Source organism: Alteromonas sp. BZK5, assembly GCF_014349115.1.
Classification (GTDB): Bacteria; Pseudomonadota; Gammaproteobacteria; order Enterobacterales; family Alteromonadaceae; genus Alteromonas; species Alteromonas macleodii.
In genome coordinates, this window is sequence record NZ_JACSOE010000006.1 from 40,072 (window position 1) to 59,811 (window position 19,740).

The 19,740-nt window shown below is 44.2% G+C and carries 16 protein-coding genes; 8 read left to right on the plus strand and 8 right to left on the minus strand.

Going from position 1 to position 19,740, the window contains the following annotated elements; translation table 11 throughout:
• Nucleotides 1-48: 48 nt before the first annotated feature.
• Nucleotides 49-1,275 (plus strand): threonine/serine exporter ThrE family protein, encoded by a 1,227-nt coding sequence (locus tag BIZ39_RS03145; protein ID WP_014947791.1) that lies wholly within the window; start codon nt 49-51, stop codon nt 1,273-1,275.
• A gap of 101 nt (nt 1,276-1,376) precedes the next feature.
• Here the strand turns inward: BIZ39_RS03145 and BIZ39_RS03150 are convergent, their stop codons facing one another.
• From BIZ39_RS03150 to BIZ39_RS03165, 4 genes are all read right to left on the minus strand, one after another.
• Nucleotides 1,377-2,489, minus strand: coding sequence for a YcjF family protein (locus tag BIZ39_RS03150; protein WP_187446325.1), 1,113 nt, complete (start codon nt 2,487-2,489; stop codon nt 1,377-1,379).
• Between the two features lie 2 nt (nt 2,490-2,491).
• Nucleotides 2,492-3,877 (minus strand): YcjX family protein, encoded by a 1,386-nt coding sequence (locus BIZ39_RS03155; RefSeq protein ID WP_014947789.1) that lies wholly within the window; start codon nt 3,875-3,877, stop codon nt 2,492-2,494.
• A gap of 212 nt (nt 3,878-4,089) precedes the next feature.
• Nucleotides 4,090-4,851, minus strand: coding sequence for an MBL fold metallo-hydrolase (locus BIZ39_RS03160; RefSeq protein ID WP_156077699.1), 762 nt, complete (start codon nt 4,849-4,851; stop codon nt 4,090-4,092).
• Nucleotides 4,852-4,988: 137 nt separating this feature from the next.
• Complete coding sequence (locus BIZ39_RS03165) at nt 4,989-5,912, minus strand: LysR family transcriptional regulator (protein ID WP_075177690.1); 924 nt, start codon at nt 5,910-5,912, stop codon at nt 4,989-4,991.
• 213 nt (nt 5,913-6,125) lie between these two features.
• On the opposite strand from BIZ39_RS03165, the gene BIZ39_RS03170 reads away from it, so the two are divergent.
• The gene (locus BIZ39_RS03170) at nt 6,126-7,346 is read left to right on the plus strand and encodes an acyl-CoA dehydrogenase family protein (RefSeq protein WP_187446326.1); all 1,221 of its coding nucleotides are present in this window, start codon (nt 6,126-6,128) and stop codon (nt 7,344-7,346) included.
• A 73-nt stretch (nt 7,347-7,419) separates the two neighbouring features.
• On the opposite strand, the gene BIZ39_RS03175 is transcribed toward BIZ39_RS03170, so the two are convergent.
• From BIZ39_RS03175 to BIZ39_RS03185, 3 genes are all read right to left on the minus strand, one after another.
• On the minus strand, nt 7,420-7,968 hold the full coding sequence (locus tag BIZ39_RS03175; protein ID WP_187446327.1) for a hypothetical protein: 549 nt from the start codon (nt 7,966-7,968) through the stop codon (nt 7,420-7,422).
• Between the two features lie 3 nt (nt 7,969-7,971).
• Nucleotides 7,972-8,502 carry a hypothetical protein gene (locus BIZ39_RS03180; RefSeq protein WP_039227006.1) on the minus strand — a complete coding sequence of 177 codons (531 nt, stop codon included), beginning with the start codon at nt 8,500-8,502 and terminating at the stop codon, nt 7,972-7,974.
• Nucleotides 8,503-8,669: 167 nt separating this feature from the next.
• Nucleotides 8,670-10,763 carry a TonB-dependent siderophore receptor gene (locus tag BIZ39_RS03185; protein ID WP_187446328.1) on the minus strand — a complete coding sequence of 698 codons (2,094 nt, stop codon included), beginning with the start codon at nt 10,761-10,763 and terminating at the stop codon, nt 8,670-8,672.
• Between the two features lie 190 nt (nt 10,764-10,953).
• Here BIZ39_RS03185 and BIZ39_RS03190 point away from each other — a divergent pair, with 190 nt between their 5' ends.
• From BIZ39_RS03190 to BIZ39_RS03205, 4 genes are all read left to right on the plus strand, one after another.
• On the plus strand, nt 10,954-11,568 hold the full coding sequence (locus tag BIZ39_RS03190; RefSeq protein ID WP_168463310.1) for a class I SAM-dependent methyltransferase: 615 nt from the start codon (nt 10,954-10,956) through the stop codon (nt 11,566-11,568).
• The gene (locus tag BIZ39_RS03195; protein WP_187446329.1) at nt 11,568-14,861 is read left to right on the plus strand and encodes a DUF3427 domain-containing protein; all 3,294 of its coding nucleotides are present in this window, start codon (nt 11,568-11,570) and stop codon (nt 14,859-14,861) included. Before BIZ39_RS03190 ends, BIZ39_RS03195 begins: the two co-directional genes overlap by 1 nt.
• An 87-nt stretch (nt 14,862-14,948) precedes the next feature.
• Nucleotides 14,949-15,827: a nuclease-related domain-containing protein gene (locus BIZ39_RS03200; RefSeq protein ID WP_187446330.1), complete on the plus strand. Its 879-nt coding sequence runs from the start codon at nt 14,949-14,951 to the stop codon at nt 15,825-15,827.
• Nucleotides 15,828-16,068: 241 nt separating this feature from the next.
• On the plus strand, nt 16,069-17,295 hold the full coding sequence (locus BIZ39_RS03205) for a tyrosine-type recombinase/integrase (RefSeq protein WP_187446331.1): 1,227 nt from the start codon (nt 16,069-16,071) through the stop codon (nt 17,293-17,295).
• A 142-nt stretch (nt 17,296-17,437) separates the two neighbouring features.
• Here BIZ39_RS03205 and BIZ39_RS03210 read toward each other — a convergent pair whose 3' ends face one another.
• The gene (locus BIZ39_RS03210) at nt 17,438-18,085 is read right to left on the minus strand and encodes a hypothetical protein (RefSeq protein ID WP_187446332.1); all 648 of its coding nucleotides are present in this window, start codon (nt 18,083-18,085) and stop codon (nt 17,438-17,440) included.
• Between the two features lie 660 nt (nt 18,086-18,745).
• Here BIZ39_RS03210 and BIZ39_RS03215 point away from each other — a divergent pair.
• Complete coding sequence (locus BIZ39_RS03215) at nt 18,746-18,994, plus strand: hypothetical protein (protein ID WP_187446333.1); 249 nt, start codon at nt 18,746-18,748, stop codon at nt 18,992-18,994.
• Nucleotides 18,995-19,371: 377 nt separating this feature from the next.
• The gene (locus BIZ39_RS03220) at nt 19,372-19,575 is read left to right on the plus strand and encodes a hypothetical protein (RefSeq protein ID WP_187446334.1); all 204 of its coding nucleotides are present in this window, start codon (nt 19,372-19,374) and stop codon (nt 19,573-19,575) included.
• The last annotated feature ends 165 nt before the right edge of the window (nt 19,576-19,740 follow it).

Consider the following 19,740-nt stretch of genomic DNA (forward strand, 5'->3'; position numbering starts at 1 on the left):
TGTCTCATTTATCTCATATTAGATTTATCAAAACTAAAGGGCAGTGCGTTGGATACCGTTGAATTTATTCAAATTCGTAGATTTATAGTGAAGCTAGGCAAAATGCTGCACAAGTACGGTACCCCTGCGTTCCGACTAGAAGCTTACCTAGGTGAAGTCGCTAAGTATTTAGGCGTACACGCTTCATTTATTTCAACGCCAACTTCACTGACTTTTGTTATCTGGAGTGACCGTCACGAAGACGAATATAACCACGCTGCGCGTTTGCTTCCAGGCGAGCTAGACATGAACGCGTTGTCGCTCACCGATGAACTAGCCAGCGAACTGCTGTCGGGCAAATTAACCTTAAGTGAAGCTGACAAGCGCTTAAATGAAATAGATGCCATGGGCAGCCCTTATGGTAAATGGGTGACAGGCGTTGCCTTTGCTATGGCCACCGGCGCGTTTGCTATGCTAATGGGTGCAAGCTGGAGTGAAATTGGCTGGTCGGGTGCCTTGGGTATTGTGGCTTATCTTTGGACCTTATGGGCACAGCAGTCTAAACGTGTAAACTTGATGCTAGAGCCTGTCACCGCGTTCGTTGGCGGCATTCTTGCCTGTGCTATTGGTCAATACGTTGACCCTGGCATTAACATTCCGCTGGTTGTGCTTTCATCGGTCATTGTATTTGTACCCGGACTAGCGCTGACAATGGGCCTTGCCGAGCTTTCATCTCGCAACATGGTGTCGGGCACGGCTCGTACTATGGACGCCATCATGCAGCTGTTTAAGCTGTATTTCGGTGCTTTTTTGGGTGTGTCAGTGGGCTTTAGTGCATTTGGTGAAAACGTGTATACCCCTGCAGAATCGCTGCCTTACTGGGCTACTTGGCTAGCGGTATTCTTGCTGTGTATTGCCCTAGTTGCAATATTCAGAACGCGTATTAAACACATTCCATGGGCATTGGCAGCAGCATTTATTGCCTACAGTGCTACCGCATGGAGCTCTGATTACATGAGCCCTGGGCTGGGCGCGTTCGTGGGTGCGTTTGCATTAGGCATTTTTGCGAATGCGTTCACCCGCATTGCTAACCAACCCGCGACCATTGTGGCTATGCACGGACTTATAGTTCTGGTGCCGGGGTCTAAGACCTATATTGGCTTGAACTCGTTTATGACGGGCCAAGACTTTGTGAAGGCAGACCATTTGGGACAAGAAGTATTTCTTATCTTTATGTCGCTAGTGGCGGGATTAATCTTTGCTAACGTGGTGGTGCCCACTAAAAAGGCGCTATAACGGAATGACTGCAACCTTTTGGGGCTTTCGCTAACACACTGTTGTTGTAGTTAGGCTGCGCAAAAAATCACTAGCGCAGCCTAACAAGCAGGCAAGACACGCTATTTAAGTAACTTGATCAACGCTCGCCCTAAACGGGCGTTGAGCGCGCCCGCAGCAATCGCTTCAGCAGAATTTTCCATAAACTTCGCCGACAAGCTGCCGCCAATTTGATTGGCAACTTCGTCGGTAGCTAAGTCAAACACGCCTTGCGCCGCAATGTTTTGCGCCAACACTTTAAGCAACTTCCAGTTGCCTGCTGTACTTGGCCTTAGTCCATACACGCGGGCCATTCGACGAATGGTACGAAAGCTAATCCATACCACAGCAAAAGTTTGAATAAGATTATTGGGGCTTATAAAAGCAAGGCTTCCGGCGGTCACCGACTCTTTATTCAGCACCTTGTGCGCCTTTTCCTGAACAGGTTTTAGTACCGTGTCTTTGTACAGACCTAATCGTTCTGGGCCTGACATATCGTCTTGAAGCTGCTGCTTATAACGGTCGAAACAATGCGCTGCGTAAGACTCCCGCGAAAAGCGTTTGCCGTGTTGGCTTAACACGCGATCTATTTTCTGCGGCGACGCTTCTGTTCCCGCTGATGGATTTTGTTTCGCTGAAGGCTCCTTTTGCGCTGAAGGCTCTGTCCCATTACTAGCCAGCAAATCTCGGATAACGCTTGCATCTTCCATCGCCGTATTTACTTGCTTGTAACCTCGCCACTCTTTAAAGCTCAAAAAGCTAAAGCAGCTTACAAAACCAACCAATAATGTGCCCAGTACGCCCGTACCGATGGGGTGCTCGGAAATGTTTGCCGCAAGGGTGGTATAAGCTTCAAAAACGAAAAAGCCAATTAATGAAACAACGCCAAACCCTAATGTTGCCGCACCTAACGACAGGCCACCTTTTTTAGTATCCACTTCCCATACATCCTCGGTAACTTGTTGCGGAAGTTTGGTTTCAGGCTGCGCTATGTCTAAGGTTTGTGTTTTAACTTTGGTTTTGTACTGCGGTTTTGTTACCGCATCCCTTTCATGGTCATTATTAGGTTTACCATATCCAGTCACCGCATTATGCTGCTCTTTCTCACCGGCATCGCCGTAAATTGCATCGCGTCTAAGCGTAGACTGGCTTGTTTGTTCTGGGCTTTCGTCAAATGTATAAGGTTTATCGCTCATTCTTACTCTCCTTTGCCCAGTAAAAACTGAAGCAATCTATCTACGCCCTTACCCGCTAAAATACGCGCCTTAAAATCGCTAGGCACACTCACATCAGGTACTGGAAAGTGGCTACCCTCTTCCATCTCTTTCAGAGTGCTGGGAATAGGTTCGAACGTAGATTCTACATAGCGGCCATCAGTGTCTTTGTAACGAATAGCATCGTCGTTACTACCTTCGTCGGTTACTTGCATGCTAGACACTAAAAAATGCTCGAATTGTATGGGTTTACCGTCAAACCGTGCTCTCGCCCCTTCGGTAATTTGGGTAAGTAAATTAAGTAAGTTAGCGCGCTGACTTACAGGCACAAGATCAGACTTAGTGGCAACAAACGCCACTCTGCCTATTTGTTCTTTTTTCAGCACATTGCGTGAAAACCACGTGCTTTGCCCGTACACAAAGGTGTCGGCCAAATGACTCAGAGTTTCTTTTAACTGATACAAATGCTGTCTGCTGTGGTTAAGCCCTTCAAACAAATCGACAAGAATTATTTGCTTGTCGGTTTCTTTGAAAATGGACTGCTTTAGCGGCGTTAACCACCCACTTTGGAATTTAGCAAAGTGCTTGTCGAATATTTTAAACCAAGGATGTGATACATCGCTGGTGATGCTAGACGGAAGCGGCGTAAAGCCAAAGGCCTGCCAATCGAAGTCGCTCGATTCCAATAAAAAACTGCCCGGTTGAAGAAGAGATATGCCGTTGGCCTTCGCGTCTACTAAATAATCGCGATAGGCATTAACCAGCAGCTGAATACGTTGTTCGGTTGGCTCTTGCTCAAAATCAAACTGATTAACAAACGCTTTCCACTGGTTGGCAAAATACTGCTGCGGCCCACTGCTAAGCTGAGCCCACGCAGAGTCTGACCAATGTGCATAGGTTTTACTTAGCATGGGAATGTCGGTCACCCATTCTCCAGGGTAATCAATAAACTCAAACACCACATCGCTATGAGGCAGTACATGACGCTTCAATGAGGCGGTTTCTTTTAAACGCACCACCAGCTTAAAACCGAATGCTTCTTCGGTGGCCTTAGGCCATTGGCCGTTTTCAAGATCAGCAATGTTCTGTATATGCGGGAACGGTTTGTAGCCTTCAATGGGCTCTATGCGCATATCAAGCACTTGGGATGGCGGCAAATAACGTAGCAAAGGCAAACACGCATAGCCCTCTTCACTACGGCTTTTCAGCATAGTGATAAGGCTGGTGAACAGCATAGATTTACCGCTTCGACTTAGCCCGGTAATGGTGAATCTGTGAGTTTCTTTGTTAAACACACTGCTAAGTTTGTCGCCAGTTAGCGACGCCATTGCCCGAGTCTTGTCAAAAAGCGTAGCGATATTTTTTTGCATTATTTTGTTTGTATTCTGCCTTTGCAGTTCCTATTCCCTTAAACCTAAACCTTTAAAAATAATACCCAGAGAGTGCGGCCTATACATTATTGCCCTCTCGTTATTATAGATATGCCTATAGGATTAATGTGGTTATTAAGAGGGAAAAGCAAGGGCAGTGCCAGCTAAACACGCCGCTTCGTAAATAAGTAACGCTAACGACGGCTAATAAACTAATGCTCGCGAGTCTTATTGAATAGCTTTTTCTTTATGCGATTTTTACTGGAATGCCAGTGATTCTTAGGTTTGCGCGGCGCGTTCTCAATAACGTGTTCAAAATCGATATCCGACTTTTTGGTGGGCGGAACGTGAGCACAAAAGAATGTATCAATATGTGACTGGGCCAGCTTCTTTAAGCTTTCGCGGTATTGGTTTGGGTGACATAACGGATATGGCGGTACTAGTTCACCTTTCACCTGTACCAATACATCGGCAATGTAAGCCTGCTGCGTGGGAATGTGCTTTAGCGTTAAATCGTGGTCGGTATGGCCCGGCGTGTACATAACCTGCCAGTCAGGAAAACCGGGCAGTAACTGATTGTCGGCAAGCGTCATATCTGGCGCTAGTATTGGGTTGTACCAAATAGGCATTCTTGGCTTGCCAATACGATTGGCCACCCACCAGGTTAGCAACAAATCTATGCCGTGAGCAGTACGCCCAGCAAACCCAGCATACCAATTAATCGCTTTGGGATGAGATGCCACCTGCGCACCAGTACGTTCACGTAGTTTAATGGCGCCTCCGGCGTGATCTGGGTGCATATGTGTAACCACAATCAGCTTTAAGTCACTTAACGGACGACCTAAGGTTTGCGTAATGTATCGACACACGTTGTCTACATCGGCGCGGCTACAGCCATCAAGCAATAGCAGCCCGTTACTGTCTTCAACAAGATAGATATGCTGTATGTAGCCTGCTAATGTGTGAATTTTCATTACTGCTTCCTTTTCACCCGAGCTCGCGCCAACCGTGCTATCTGACATACCTCATGTACGCTAGCACTAAACCCCGCCAATCGCTGGCAAAGTGTGAGCTGCGTGATAATGCCTATAGCGCTGAATCCTATCAGAACCTATCTGGTAAGACCAGATTCAGCGAACAAGTGTAGCATTAAATTGCGTAACCACATTAGCCCGGGCTCGCCTTCCTGCTGGCTATGCCAGTAAAGGTGTGTTTCCAACGCGGGAAGCTGATACGGCAGTTTGGTGCTAATCAGGTTATCATCGCTTACCGCATCAGCCACAGAGCCTGGCAAAGTTAACAAAGCGTTAGTGCTAGCCACCACATCTGCCGCGGCGCGATAGTTTTGGCAACGCCATAATGAAGGACGGCTTATACCTAGTTGCTGCAGCGCAATTTCTTCTACCGACGCCCCTTTTGCCCGGTTCGACACCGTTATATGGCGTGCCGCCACATACTTCTTCTTATCTATATTTTGTGCCAACGGGTTTTGCTTATTCATAAGCACCTTGTAGGTGTCGCGGCGCAATAGTGAGTGAGAGATGGGCGCAGCGACGGCGCGACCAATATCAATAACAAGGTGTAGATTTCGATTTGTTAAGTCTGCCAGCATTGTATCTCGATGTAAGCGAGTGCTTACTATTTCGACATTAGGTGCTTGTTTTTCAAGGGTTGAAAGCAGGACAGGTAAAACGCCTAATTCAAGAGACTCTTGCATGGCAATAACAAAGCGCTGATGGCTGTGTAACGGGTCGAAGTCGGCAAACTCCCCCAATGCTTTTCGGATATCGCTTAGGGCTTTAAGAATAGCGGGCGCTAACCGTTCGCAGGCCGCAGTAGGCAACATGCTTTGTTTTTCTTTAACAAAAAGTGGATCGCCCAAAATATCCCTAAACCTGCGCATGGCATGGCTAACCGCCGATGGCGTAATGTGGAGCGCTTCAGCTACGCGGGTCATATTCCTATGCTGCCAAAGCGCTTCAAAAACCTTTAGCAGGTTTAGATCCAACTTCTCGAATTGTCTGTTTTCGAACATTGCCACCACCATGAATGAGATTCACACCATTTAAGGATTATATTTCATTTCATTCACTTAACAACTTTCTCTACTATGCGTTTAACGAACAGTTATCGCACGCTTTAGAGACAGTCCCTACATTTTAACTTGCGGCGACCCAAGTGCGAGATGCAAAGCAAATACTCTCTATATTTAATTAGTACAATTTCAACGAATGTAAAAAGGTGCCCTATGGATTTTTCACATAACGACAAAACCAAAGCCTTACTAGAGAAGCTCGATAATTTTATAGCCGAGCATTTAGCGCCAATTGAAGATGAAGTTTACGACTTTCACCATAAAGAAAATAATCACGGTGACTGGAAAAGCTGGAAGCTGCACCCTGGTACTGAAGCGCTTAAAGCTAAAGCGCGTGAAGCTGGGCTAGCCAACCTATTTTTGCCCGATGCTGAATTAGGTCAGGGCCTAACCACGCTTGAATATGCACCTATGGCAGAGCGCATGGGAAAATACCTCTTTGCACCAGAGATTTTTAACTGTAATGCGCCTGATACCGGCAATATGGAAGTGCTGTATCACTTCGGTAGCGACGCTCAAAAAGAGAAATGGCTTAAACCATTGCTAGCAGGTGAAATACGCTCGGTGTTTGGTATGACAGAGCCTGATGTTGCTTCGTCTGACGCCACCAATATGGCCGCCACCATTATTGAAGATGGCGATGACGTAGTCATTAATGGTAAAAAGTGGTGGTCGACAGGGTTAGGCCATCCTAACGCTGCTATAACCATATTCATGGGCTTATCTAACCCCGATAACGACAAGCACAGTCGCCACAGTATGGTCGTAGTGCCGCTTGATACACCAGGGATCACCATTAAGCGCATGCTAGATGCCTACGGCGATTACGATGCGCCTTACGGCCACGGGGAGATGCATTTCGATAATGTGCGCGTGAGCAAAGACAACCTAATTATGGGTTTAGGCAAAGGCTTTGCTATTGCACAAGGGCGCTTGGGCCCGGGCCGTATTCACCACTGCATGCGCGCTATCGGCATGGCAGAAAAAGCGCTAGAGCTTGCTCTTAAACGCGGTCACGAACGGGTTGCGTTTGGTAAACCAATCATACGCTTAGGTGGCAACTTAGAACGCGTAGCCGATGCACGCATGGCTATTGAGCAAGCGCGTTTACTCACGCTCCACGCCGCTTGGAAAATTGACAACTTAGGCGTAAAGCACGCTATGACCGAAATATCAGCCATTAAAGTGGTGGTGCCGAATATGCTACAAAGCGTGGTGGATATGGCACTACAAATTCACGGCGGTGCGGGTATGTGTAGCGACTTCCCACTGGCGCGATTTGCCGCTGGTGCAAGAGCCCTTCGCTTAGCTGATGGCCCTGACGAAGTGCATAAAGGCATGGTGTCACGACTAGAGCTTAAGAAGTATCAGTAGTTATAATTGATACAAAAAATGCGGCTTCATTAAGCCGCATTTTTTATAGGTTAAGCAGCTGCACCAAACAGCGCTAGTTGCCTTCTTCCCGCTGCTTTATTTTACGGTGAATAGCATCAAGCTTTTTGAAGCTTTCCCATAACTCTGGGTGTGTTGCGATTAATGCTGCAACATGGTCGTGATTTTCTTCACGAGTATTTTTGGTAAGAAATTTAATGTCGTCATCATGAGGTAATAGACCAAAGTTGATGTACGTATTATCGCTAGTCGACGTGTTGCTGGCTTTTTGTATCATCATGGACCTGTAAGACTTCAAATACCTAGGCTCGCAATGCTTACGCACAATTTGGCTACCGGTGGGCTTACTGCGATGACATATCATGTCAAATTTAGCAACGTTGTTAATTTCGTTGTAGAGCTCCAAAAAAGCAAAGCGTTCTTTCTCAAAAGCTGTTACGAGTTGAGGCGTTGTTTTCTGCCCCACAACATCGATTCGCTCTACTTTCTGCTTATCTAACTGGGCCATTGCGTGGCCACTGGTTAGTGAAAAAAGCGCTAAAGCAGCGCTTAGTGCCAAATGTTTTTTAAGAATACGGTTCATTTTAATTCCTGTGATTTTCATGAATTAATCTTCGTAAACTTCTTCTTTACGCTGCTCAATGCGCTGGTGAATAGCGTCTAGTTTAGTAAAGCTATCAAATAGTTCTGGATGGGTGGCAATCAACGCTGCAACATGCTCGAAAGCATCTTCTCTCGTGTCGTTAGTAAGAAAGCGAATATGGTCATCGCTGGGTAAGCGGTTAAAATCAATTCCCGGGCCAGTAGACGAGACTTGCATCATCATTGAACGAAAGTCTTTCACATAACGCGGTTCGCAACTTTTACGGGCAATTTGGCTTCCAATTGGCTTGTGGTATTTACAGATTACGTCGAACTTTGCGACCTCATTAATGCTGTTATACAACTCTAGGAACTCGAAACGCTGCTTGTCGAATGCACGCTTCAGTTGGGGAGAAGTTTTCTCACCTACTACGTCGATTGTTTCGTAGCTTTGTTTATCGGTCTGTGCGGCGAGGTGGCCGCCAAGAAAAACACCTAACGTTAGTACTGACAACTTAACGGCATTTGGGAACACTTTGTTTAAGTGTTTATTCATTTGAAACTCCATCTTCTGAACGTTTTAAAACAATAGCAACTGGTCTAATTTTAATCAATTAATAAAAATTTAAATTAAGAGCCTAAGCAAACTGTTCCATTAGTGATGAATCACAAACAAAAAATGCGGCCTAAGCCGCATTTTAATTATTCATGTTTTGGTTCATATTAGAACGTATATGATGCACTCAACTGAGCGTTGATCCCCGCACCGTAGTAACCAACCGTATGTAGGCTGTTAATGTACTTCTTGTCGAAGATATTGTTGATGTTCATGCGAACGGTGAAATCTTCGGTAAATGCATGTGAAGCATAAACGTTGCCTAAGAAGTAAGCGCCCTGCCTAACATTGTAGTCTACGTTGCTAATTTCAGACTGCCATCTACCACCAAAACCTACTTCAATTTCTGGCGCTTGCGGTACGGTGTAACCTAGTTGGAACGTCACTACATCACGTGGTGCCCATAGGTTAGCGTCGTTACCTTGCTCGTCTTCTACATCAATGTTGGTGTAAGACGCGTTAATGCGCAGATCATCAGTTAACTGGCCCGCTAGCTCAATTTCAAAACCGTCAGACTCTACCGATACGCCTTTGTAGTAGTACTGAAGAGTTTCAGGGTTAGTACCTGCATATGCTGCCAAGTTATCTTGTTCAGCGGTGAAGTAAGCGAAAGTTGTTAGTAGTCTGTCGTCGAACCACTGTGCCTTGAAGCCCGCTTCAAAGTTTTTACCCTTAGTTGGGTCAAGGTATTGGCCGTTTACGTCATACTGTTCTTGTGGCTGGTATACGTCAGAGTAGCTCACATACGCATTAACATCTTCTGTTACCGCGTAAGTCGCACCAACATAAGGGCTGGCTTCGCTTTCTGAGTTATCGATAACCGCGCCCGCGTTTTGGCCAGTACGCTCGAAGTCGATCGCGTTAAAACCAGCGATGATGTGCATTGCGTCTGTTACGCTGAATCGAGCAGAGCCGAAGTAACGCGTTAGTGTTTGCTCAATATTTGAGTACTCAGACACACCTAACCACTCAGGCTCAGCAATCGCATCTAAGCCGTACGGGAATGCTGGTGTTGGGCCGTATGCAGGAGTAGTAGCGTAGTCAAACGCATGAACAAAAGACACGTCGTCGCTAGTAGCGTGACTTACACCAAAGTTAACTTCATGGCTGCGACCAAACAGCTCGAAATCACCGAATACACGGCCTTCTAACAGGTGAGAGTCAATTTCAGAATCGTAACGACCTGGCCAGCCAACTAAGCCTAGGCCAGTCTCTTTATCAATGGCACCGTAAGCATAAAACAGCTTACTTTCATCTTCGTAACCACGGAAGTTATAGCTAAGTAGCAATTGCCAATCGTTGTCGAACTCATAGTCTAGTTCAACAAAGGCGTTAGTGGTTTCAGTATCCCACTTGGTCCATTCTTGCGTAGTGGTGTCATTAATATCCCACTCAGCTTGCGTACCGTCGGTATAGTTGAATACTAGCCCGCCCCACGTGTTGCCGTCGGTATTGGCATCTTGGTATGACAAACCGAAGGTTATCGTTGCGTTATCCGTTAGCTGACCGTCAATAACGCCGTATACAAAGCCGCGATCGTTTTCTAAACCATCTAGGTGAGACTCTTTATCTTCAAAGCTACCTACTACACGCGCCGCCCAGCTGCCGTCTTCTGTAAGCAGCATAGAGTAATCGCCTTGAACGCGCTTGAAGTTGTAAGAGCCAATGCTTGCACCCACTTCGCCGCCTTCTTCGTTAGTAGGACGCTTGCGCACATAGTTGATGGTGCCTGACGCGTTACCTACACCAGTAAGCAGGCCGTTCGCACCACGAATAACTTCAATTTCTTCGTAACCGTAAGCTTCAACCGAACCGGTAACAATACCCCAGTCGTTAGGCAGGCCTACACCATCAATTTGGGTGTTTTTAATTTCAAAACCACGTGCGGTGTAGTTAGTACGGTTAGTTTCCCACTCTTCTACGTTAATACCTGGTGCTAGCTTTAGTGCGTCATTAATGTTGAACGCACCGAACGACTGCATAAGGTCTTCAGAAAGAATACTGATAGACTGAGGCGTTTCACTGATTTCCATGGTTAAGCCAGTTGCACCGCGGCTAACACGGTTTTGGCGAACACCTACAATACGAATTTTTTCTACGTCTGCTTCTTTTACTTCTACTGTATCGCTTTGAGTTGTTTGCGCATTTACCGACAAAGCAAACGCGATAGGCGTTAGTGCAAATAAACTGCTTAGTTTCATGGTTTTCTCTGTTATTGGTTTTGAAGGGTTAGGATGTTTTCGGCGTGGGAGTATAAGATAAATTAAAGCTAATTTAAATGATAATTATTGCTATTTAGGTTTCTAAAAAGAGATTTTACAAAATGGTAAAGGTAGCTGCGTTTGTGGGAATGCGATAATCTGTACCTCAGATCAGGGAGGCATCGACATTTTGACTAGCAGTACAAAAAACACCATTAAGCATTACAGTGAAAAAGCGCAGCATTACTTCGACTTATACAATTCGGTTGATGCAGAAAGTGTGCACACTGACTGGAAAGCATCTTTACAGCAAGCTGAAGTAGGCTTTGCGTTAGACGTAGGCGCTGGCAGTGGCCGCGATGCAAATTGGTTAGCCGAAAAAGGATGGAAAGTAATAGCTGTAGAGCCTGCAAATGAGCTAAGAAACCTAGCACAAGCCAATTCACATAACAGTGTTACATGGTGTAACGCCAGCTTACCTGCGCTTACCACCCTACCCCAAGCGCCAAAAACATACGACCTAATACTGCTTTCTGCTGTTTGGATGCATTTACCAGAATCTGAAAGGCCACTCGCGTTAAACCGTTTAGCTGATTTACTTTCAGAAAATGGAATCATGTATATAAGTCTACGATTCGGCCCAAATGATGAAGCACGGCCCATGCACCCTGTAAGCTATGAGGAAGTGGCTACCTTGGCGAAAGATAATGGACTATCTGCACGCAATTTAAACCCTGTTCCAAGCCAAGATGGCTTGCAGCGTGATGATGTAAAGTGGGTTACGGTTGAAGTGGTGAGGGGATAATGACTGCTTCAAATTATCTGGTTACCGGTAGAAACAAGCAATACCTTCTACATGAAATTCGCGACGCCCTAAAAAATGCGACAAGTATAGAAATCGCAGTTTCGTTTATTCGTATGTCGGGCCTAAGCCTTATCATTCAAGACATTGAAGATGCGATGAATTCGGAAGAGCGCAATGTGAAGTTGTCATTGCTGACTTCAGACTATATGAACATAACTGAACCACAAGCCTTGAAGCGTTTAATGTTGCTTAAGGAACGAGGTGCTGAAATTCAAATCTTTGAAAGTAAGCAAGCCACCAGCTTTCATTTAAAGTCATATATTTTTGTCAAAAATAGTGGCGAAACATTAACTTCAGCTAGAGCGTTCGTTGGCTCTAGTAACATCAGTAAAACTGCCCTTACCGACGGTATAGAGTGGAACTATCGAATTGATTACCCGAATGATAACGATAAAGAAGCCATGGCCCGAATTGAAGAAATTCGAGAGCAGTATCGCTACCTTTTCACATTGCCCCAAGTTAAGCCATTAACTTACGACTTAATAGCTGATTACGAAATTAGGTACAACACAGCAAGGGTTGTTACACCAATTCAATCTGCTGCATCACTGCCGGATGAAAAAGAGCATGAAATTCCGGAGCCAAGAGAACACCAAGTAACAGCACTAGCAGCACTGAAGCAGGCCCGTGAAGATGGTGTTCAAAAAGGTTTAGTAGTACTAGCAACAGGTATGGGTAAAACCTACCTAGCGGCCTTTGATGCGGCGCAGATAAATGCTAAAAAAGTACTTTTTGTGGCACATCGCGAAGAGATCTTACTTCAAGCAGAGGCTAGCTTTCTTAAGATACACCCAAGCAAAAAGGTAGGTCGATACAGCGGAAGGCAAAAGGATGAGGAATATGACTTTTTGTTTGCCTCTATCCAAACCATCGGACAGTCGTCTCATCTAGCTAAGTTTCCTGTTACTGCTTTTGATTATATCGTTGTGGATGAGTTTCATCATGCCGCTGCGGGTGGTTATCAACGGTTACTAGAGCATTTCACGCCGTCATTTTTGCTAGGCTTAACCGCTACGCCGAACAGAACTGATGGGAGCGATATTCTCAAGCTATGCGACAACAACCTTATTTACCAACAAGACTTGTTTGATGGCATAAAAGCAGAGGCATTGTGCCCTTTTACTTACTTCGGAATATTCGATAAGGAAGTAGATTACGAGCACCTACCTTGGCGCAATGGTAAATTCGACCCTGAAAAGCTTTCGAATAAACTAGCAACAAGAGGCCGTGCAAAGCATGTGCTTTCTGAGTGGAAAGTAAAATCGCAAGATGTTTCACTGGCGTTTTGCGTCTCTCGCAAACACGCCGATTACATGGCAGATTACTTCAATCAACAAGATGTAGCAGCAGCGAGTGTTCATTCGGATTCTGCACTTACGCGCAGCGAAGCCCTAGAAAAGCTTAACAACGGCGAAATTAAAATACTGTTTTCGGTAGACCTATTTAACGAAGGCGTTGATTTACCAAAGATAGATACCGTATTAATGCTTAGGCCTACTGAATCAAAAATTCTCTTCCTACAGCAAATGGGGCGTGGCCTTCGTAAAAGCGAAGGAAAAGATAGGCTAATTATTTTAGATTTTGTGGGTAACCATCATAGCTTTTTAAACCGCCCAGAAATGTTATTAGCCAGCATAATAGATGGCCCGCAAAACCGCAGGAAAACAGTCGATCTTGCCAAAAATGCAAATAAACTACTTCCAGACGGATGTTACGTTAACTTCGATTTAGAGTTTATTGATTTCCTTACAAGCCTTTCTGAAGACGAGCTTGATATCCAATACGACAAGTTAAAAGAAACGCTAGGCAGAAGACCCGCCTACACCGAGTTCTATCATGCGGGCGCGAGTTTAGAAAAACTAAGACGAAATCGAGGATCATGGTGGGAGTTTGTTGATAGCAAGGGCGACCTTGAAGCTGACGAACTGGAAGTGCTTGAAGGGCACCTACAGTGGTTTAAAGATCTAGCTGTTACTCGAACTTCGAAGTGCTACAAGTTGGTGTTACTTGCCACGCTGATTGAGCATAAGGCATTTCAGTCTCAAGTGAGCGTTGATGATTTAGCAGAGTGGGCCCGACAGTGGTTTTTAGACAACCCAGAATGGATTTCTGATTTGCCAGAAAGCAAACAACAATTAGCCTCGTTAAGTAAATTAGAGTGGCGATCACATTGGCGTAGTAATCCAATTAAATTTTGGTGTACTGAAGAGCCAGAATCGAAGGTTGCTTGGTTTGACATTAGTAATCAGCGATTCCATTTCAAGCAAAGTATTTCAGCAATTCAACATGATTTGTTTTTATCAATGACCGTTGAGATTAATAAACAGCGCCTTGCTAGTTACAAGCACAAAAGGTTATCTATAACTACTCCTTCTACAAGTAATGTAGTCCAGTTTCCCGAGAGAGTACAACTACCATTTTTCCCAAATATTAAAATAGCTTGCGGCCATTTCAAAACGGGTAATGCCGAGGTATCTGAGCTTGTAAATGCACCCTACGGCTATGGGAATATAGATAACTCTCGCCACTTCATTGCTCGCGCATCTGGAAACTCGATGAACGGTGGCAAGAACCCTATTTACGATGGTGACTATTTGCTATTGGAACAAATCACGCCAAATAACGCTGGCAGTATTAGTAATACAACAGTAGCTATCGAAAGGCAGGATGAAACTGGCGACAATCAATACTTGCTGCGGAAAGTCCTTAAGAATCCAGATGGCTCTTATACTTTGAGAGCTGCTAATCCAGATTATGATGACATGATAGCAAGTGAAGAAATGGTGACTTTCGCCCGCCTAAAAGGAAAAGTCGACCCATTAGAACTTTTTATAGGGCAAGAGCTAATGCGCGAAGAGATCCCGCCGCTTTTCAACGAAGAGTTTAATCCTGGTAATTGGCAATCGGGACATGTGGTGCTCAAGGAGAAGAATGTTCAGATTTTGTTAGTTACTCTAAACAAACAAGGGAAAGGCAGCGAACATCAGTACCATGATTATTTTATTGACGATAAACATTTTCATTGGCAATCGCAAAATAACACTTTCCCAGGAAACAAGCGTGGAAGAGAAATAGTTGAGCACCAGAAATTAGGTAGCCGCGTTTACCTTTTCGTTCGAGAGAGCAAATTGAGAGGGAAAACAGCCTCACCTTTTATGTTCTATGGCGAGGTGAAATATATAAGTCATGAGAGTGAAAAACCGATGAATGTGACTTGGGAGTTATTGAGTTGAATTGTGAATAATCTAGGTAAATGCAAAGGTTCGCGGACTCATCATTTCAACTTAAAATTTTAAAGTACTTTGAAACAAGGACTGTACATGGAAATACTTTTCGTAATGGCGATATCTCTTTTCCCCTTCGCGTTAGTGATACTTTTCGCCGCTTGCTACAACAAGATTACAGATAAAAAATCACGTATACCTTTTGACTATGCACGTACGGCACGAATCCCTGCCTTTACATTGTTGCAGCAGCATAGAGACTCTTCGCTAGACATGTTGGTATATACACTACTCTCAACCTTATATTTCCAACTGCCTTTTTCATTACCAACAATTGCTGAGCTGCTAGGTTTCGTGGACGTATCGAAGAACTGGTTGATATACGGCATTATCTTTTTTGCAGCCGCTATTTATTCGCTGTCCAAAGCATTAAGAGCCTTCAGTAAAATTAGAATCGCCAGATTAGGAATAGAAGCCGAGTGGGCAGTTTCATTCGCTTTGTCGAAAATATCAGACAATAGAGTACGAGTTTTTCACGACGTACAGGCACCTAATTTCAATATTGACCATGTACTAACGTTCCCTGGAGGTGTGTTAGCTATCGAAACTAAAGGAAGGCGGAAACCAAACGTTAAAAACTCTAAGAGTTCTCACAAACTAACCGTAGAGGGCGAAAAAATTCAGTTCCCACATTACACAGATACGTCGACGGTTGAGCAAGCAAAACGACAAGCAGATTGGCTAAGTAAGCAGTTAACTCAAAGCACCGGTATGAGTGTGGTAGCTAGCCCCGTAGTAGTTATTCCTGGCTGGTTCATAGAATATAAACAAAAGCCTGTTATTCCAATTATGAATAATAACTCATTAACCAAACACTATGCTTTGTCTAAAAAAACCGTATTAGACAATTCATCTCTAGATCGTATTAACCATCAACTTGAAGCTTTAACAATGCGAGGGTCGGATCTATTTTGATACGTAACTGGTCATTTTACCTCTAGAGATATTTGCTACAAACTTGAACCTATGACCCTTGCCTCCGGAGCCAGGAAAAGTAGTGTTTTCCAGTGAACAATAATGAACCAGAAAACACAAAAAAACAGGACATAAACCATTGATTTAAATAACCTTATGGAATTCACAGTTTGTTCAGGGTTGTTCATGTAAACTCACTGAAATTCACTCAATCTGCTACATATTTGCTACATATTTTGAAATGGCTATCAAAAAGAAGATCTCAAATGCTGCTATCAGCAGCCTAAAAATTGAAGATAAACGGATAAACGATACTGAGCTTTCCGGCTTCCACTCGCGGATAAGTCCTAAGGGCAAAATCACCTACTTTTTGTACTATCGCCATAACGGTAAACAACAGAATGTGAAGCTTGGTACACACCCTGAAATCACTCCCGCGCAAGCCCGTGATGCAGCAAAAGAGGCAAGCGCCTCATCTGTTCAGGGTGTTGACCCACATGAGCAGAAAAAAGAGCTTAAAGCACAAGAGAGAAAATCGAAGCTCACTACACTGGAAGCCTTTCTCGACCTACAGTTTTCATCTTGGTATTGCGCCCAGTATCCAAAATCAGGTGATAGAGAGATCAAGAACCTGAAAAAGAACTTCCCTACTCTACTGCCGATGCAGTTAAAAGACATTACCGCAGCTGTGGTTGAACGCCGCCGAGCAGAAATGCTGACAGGAAAGCTTAGCAACGCTACCGTTAACAGACGTTTCACTACACTAAAGTCAGTCATGAGCCGAGCGGTTGAATGGGAGATTATTGAGAAGCACGACCTAAGAAAGGTAAAAATGCTTCGCGAGGATAATACCCTTATTCGCTATCTCAGTTTTGAGGAAGAAGAAGCGCTAAAGCGAGCAATGTCCGCCAGAGATTATCGTATCAAGAAGGACAGAGAGAACGGTAACAAGCACCGTTCAGAACGAGGCTACCCTCTGCTACCAGATTTAAGCAATCGCACTTACGCCGACCATATTGAGCCTTTAGTCATCGTGGCAATGAATACAGGCATGCGTAAAGGCGAACTTTTGAGCCTGACTTGGACTGACGTTAACTTTGAACGTGAGATTGTAACGATTAAAGCCGCTAATGCCAAAAGCGGTAAGGCGCGACATATACCGCTAAACCCCAAAGCAAAATCGGCATTACTCGACTGGAAGTTAGGTTGTGAATCTGTGCGTTGGGTGTTTGAAGGTGAAAACGGACAACCGCTTACCGATTTCAAAAAAGCGTGGGTTGCGTTATTGGATGCAGCGAAAATCACAGATTTCCGTTTTCATGACCTACGCCACCACTTTGCCAGTAAACTTGTAATGAAAGGTGCAGATCTAAATGTAACTAGAGAATTGCTAGGCCATGGTTCTTTGGATATGACGCTCAGGTACGCACATTTGGCACCTGAGCATAAGGCGGTAAACCTTTTGTGAAAACAACGCCATAAAAGGGAGGCCACTCAGTTTTCCATGAACATTATCAGATAGAAATTCTCAACCTGAAAGCTTGCAACCATCTCAATGAGGCAATTTAAGCGCTACTCTTAGGAATTCTAGCAAGCGTAATTAAACTTAGCTATGGTTTGCCGGTGTTTCGCCGAGAGTAGTACACATGGCTGAAAACTAATATTACCAGCAGTATTAACGCTGGCCAGGATCGGTCCCATAAGGTATTAAGGTAATAATATTCATCTTGAATAACGTCAACAAGGTCATTACAAATTAGGCTTATAACAAAAGCAGCCAAGACGACTATCAACATGACGTCATAGAATTTATGCACATGCAAAAAGCCCGTTTTTTTTATTTCGGAAGCCTGATCCCATGCAATGTTGCCAACTACCACACCTACTACTAAAAACAGCACTTCGATTAATGTAGTAATCTTGAATGTGTTTTGTTTAACATAGCCGGAAAGCCAAGTATCAGCACATGCCCCGTCAATATGACCACAATCAGGATGTCGATATGTTGAAAGAGCTTCTACTGTTGTCTTCAAATCAAAATAAGAAAGCCATAGCACAAAAAAAGTACTTACCAGGAAAAATGTTAAGTAAGCCCTAGAAAGATGCTTTTTATTGTCTTCGGATAAGTTGGTAGTTTTAATCTCGAACTTCAAGTTTAGCTTTTTAAACCTTGCAATCGGCGAAATGTAATTTAAGAAAACTTTACCAACAAAGATAACTGGATTATCTGAGTTCTTTGGATTCTCTGGTGTTTGCATGTAAATCCTTTTAATAGCGGGAAAGTGCTGGGAATATATCGTCCATATACGCAAGCCCCATTCATAACATGAGTGCCTGTGCTGCGCTTGCACTCAATCCCTATCTGAAACAATCTATTTTGCTTAGGAGACTGAGACTAGTTATTCTCTATTTAACCGCATTAATTAGCTCGCTTCCAGGTGAATTGCGTATTAGAAGTAATGCCTACGTATATTACTTAAAACCACTCGAAGCATTATCTAAACCGTTGTAAATCTGTTTATATTACTATGAATGTTAAAAATTATTTTCGATTTAAAGAGTTGTTACATCACTACGACTTGACGTCGGATGAACTCCTATACCAAGTTGAAAACAACCAGCTCAAACTTACATTCTTAGCGGAGAACCTGAAGCTACTGGTAGGTAGATATGTGCACGGCAAGTATGAAGCTTATGGAATAGGCCGGTATACTGGCCCCGTATCAGTTGATAGGGCGACTTCGATTAGACTGTTTACCACTGGCAAAGCAAAATGCTCTGATGTCTTTGTTCGAATGAATCGGTTTGGCAATTATTCTAATACGTACCCATTCGAAGCGAACCTACCGGACAGCGTCATAAGCGCTTGGTAACCAACTAATCCATCAGATTTTGGCACTGGTGCCGTCATTGGAAAATTGAACCCTCGCCAAGGGCCATCAGGCGCATCAGCAGCGCGAGAAGTACTAAGCGCGTTGAGTCAGTTTGCGAAAGATAGCAGTACTAAGATTCCAAGCATAGCCGAGCTTAATAGCCTTAAAGATAAAGCAATCTATGTAGATGATTTTAAGTTCTCAATTGAGCAAGCCTGTATTTTGTCAACGGATTTAAAGAACGTTGGCCTAGTACCGTTTCTCCGAGCGAAGCGCATAACCCTAATAGGTTAGCTCAACGAAACATACCGCAATTTCAGTATCCAAATTCTACGTCTGCACGGCTAGCAGAAAGGCTAATAGGTTACGCTCCTGATGAAAAATCAGATGCACTCTGGTCAATTGTTCGCAAGGCTATGCGAGACGACGAGCTTTTAGACCTAATAGATCCAGAAAGAGAAGTATTAGAAATTACCCCTGACACCCTTTTTTGGAATGTGCCAGATACAGCGCCAGCTAGAGGCAGAAAGCTTTCTAGAACTTCTTTTAAGAACACTGTTAGCAAGGTTGAGAAAAAACTGTCACATCCTTCGTCATCACATCCGTCATCGTGGTTGTCACGTCATTTAGATTCCTTCCTGAAATACAAACATGTACTCAGGAAATGAATAATGACATCAGAAATCACACCACGGCTTCTATCTGAAAAAGAAGCATCACAGTATATCTGCATGAGCCGTTCTTATCTGCGCCAAGCGCGGATGGACGGCAACCGCGAAAACCGCACACCCGCACCGCCCTTTATCAAGATGAGAGAGCGGCATAATGCAAAAATTAACGCCTTCTCAGTCAACTTTACTCAGCTACTTTGCTAAAGGTGGCCATGTTGAAATTTGCACAACGGTTTGCAGTCAATTGGGCACTACCAACTTCCCTCCTAACAAGCCGGAGCAGTTTTCCAAAACGGTTCTTTATTCACTGATTAAGGAAAGTTTATTGAGAACCACTGGCGAACAGCTGGTTTTCGGAATCCGCTGGAG

Excerpts from the sequence above, each read along its gene's own strand:
- BIZ39_RS03150 (WP_187446325.1), bottom strand. The coding sequence starts at position 2,489 with ATGAGCGATAAACCTTATACATTTGACGAAAGCCCAGAACAAACAAGC.
- BIZ39_RS03155 (WP_014947789.1), bottom strand. The coding sequence starts at position 3,877 with ATGCAAAAAAATATCGCTACGCTTTTTGACAAGACTCGGGCAATGGCG.
- BIZ39_RS03160 (WP_156077699.1), bottom strand. The coding sequence starts at position 4,851 with ATGAAAATTCACACATTAGCAGGCTACATACAGCATATCTATCTTGTT.
- BIZ39_RS03165 (WP_075177690.1), bottom strand. The coding sequence starts at position 5,912 with ATGTTCGAAAACAGACAATTCGAGAAGTTGGATCTAAACCTGCTAAAG.
- BIZ39_RS03170 (WP_187446326.1), top strand. The coding sequence starts at position 6,126 with ATGGATTTTTCACATAACGACAAAACCAAAGCCTTACTAGAGAAGCTC.
- BIZ39_RS03175 (WP_187446327.1), bottom strand. The coding sequence starts at position 7,968 with ATGAAAATCACAGGAATTAAAATGAACCGTATTCTTAAAAAACATTTG.
- BIZ39_RS03180 (WP_039227006.1), bottom strand. The coding sequence starts at position 8,502 with ATGAATAAACACTTAAACAAAGTGTTCCCAAATGCCGTTAAGTTGTCA.
- BIZ39_RS03185 (WP_187446328.1), bottom strand. The coding sequence starts at position 10,763 with ATGAAACTAAGCAGTTTATTTGCACTAACGCCTATCGCGTTTGCTTTG.
- BIZ39_RS03195 (WP_187446329.1), top strand. The coding sequence starts at position 11,568 with ATGACTGCTTCAAATTATCTGGTTACCGGTAGAAACAAGCAATACCTT.
- BIZ39_RS03200 (WP_187446330.1), top strand. The coding sequence starts at position 14,949 with ATGGAAATACTTTTCGTAATGGCGATATCTCTTTTCCCCTTCGCGTTA.
- BIZ39_RS03205 (WP_187446331.1), top strand. The coding sequence starts at position 16,069 with ATGGCTATCAAAAAGAAGATCTCAAATGCTGCTATCAGCAGCCTAAAA.
- BIZ39_RS03210 (WP_187446332.1), bottom strand. The coding sequence starts at position 18,085 with ATGCAAACACCAGAGAATCCAAAGAACTCAGATAATCCAGTTATCTTT.
- BIZ39_RS03220 (WP_187446334.1), top strand. The coding sequence starts at position 19,372 with ATGACATCAGAAATCACACCACGGCTTCTATCTGAAAAAGAAGCATCA.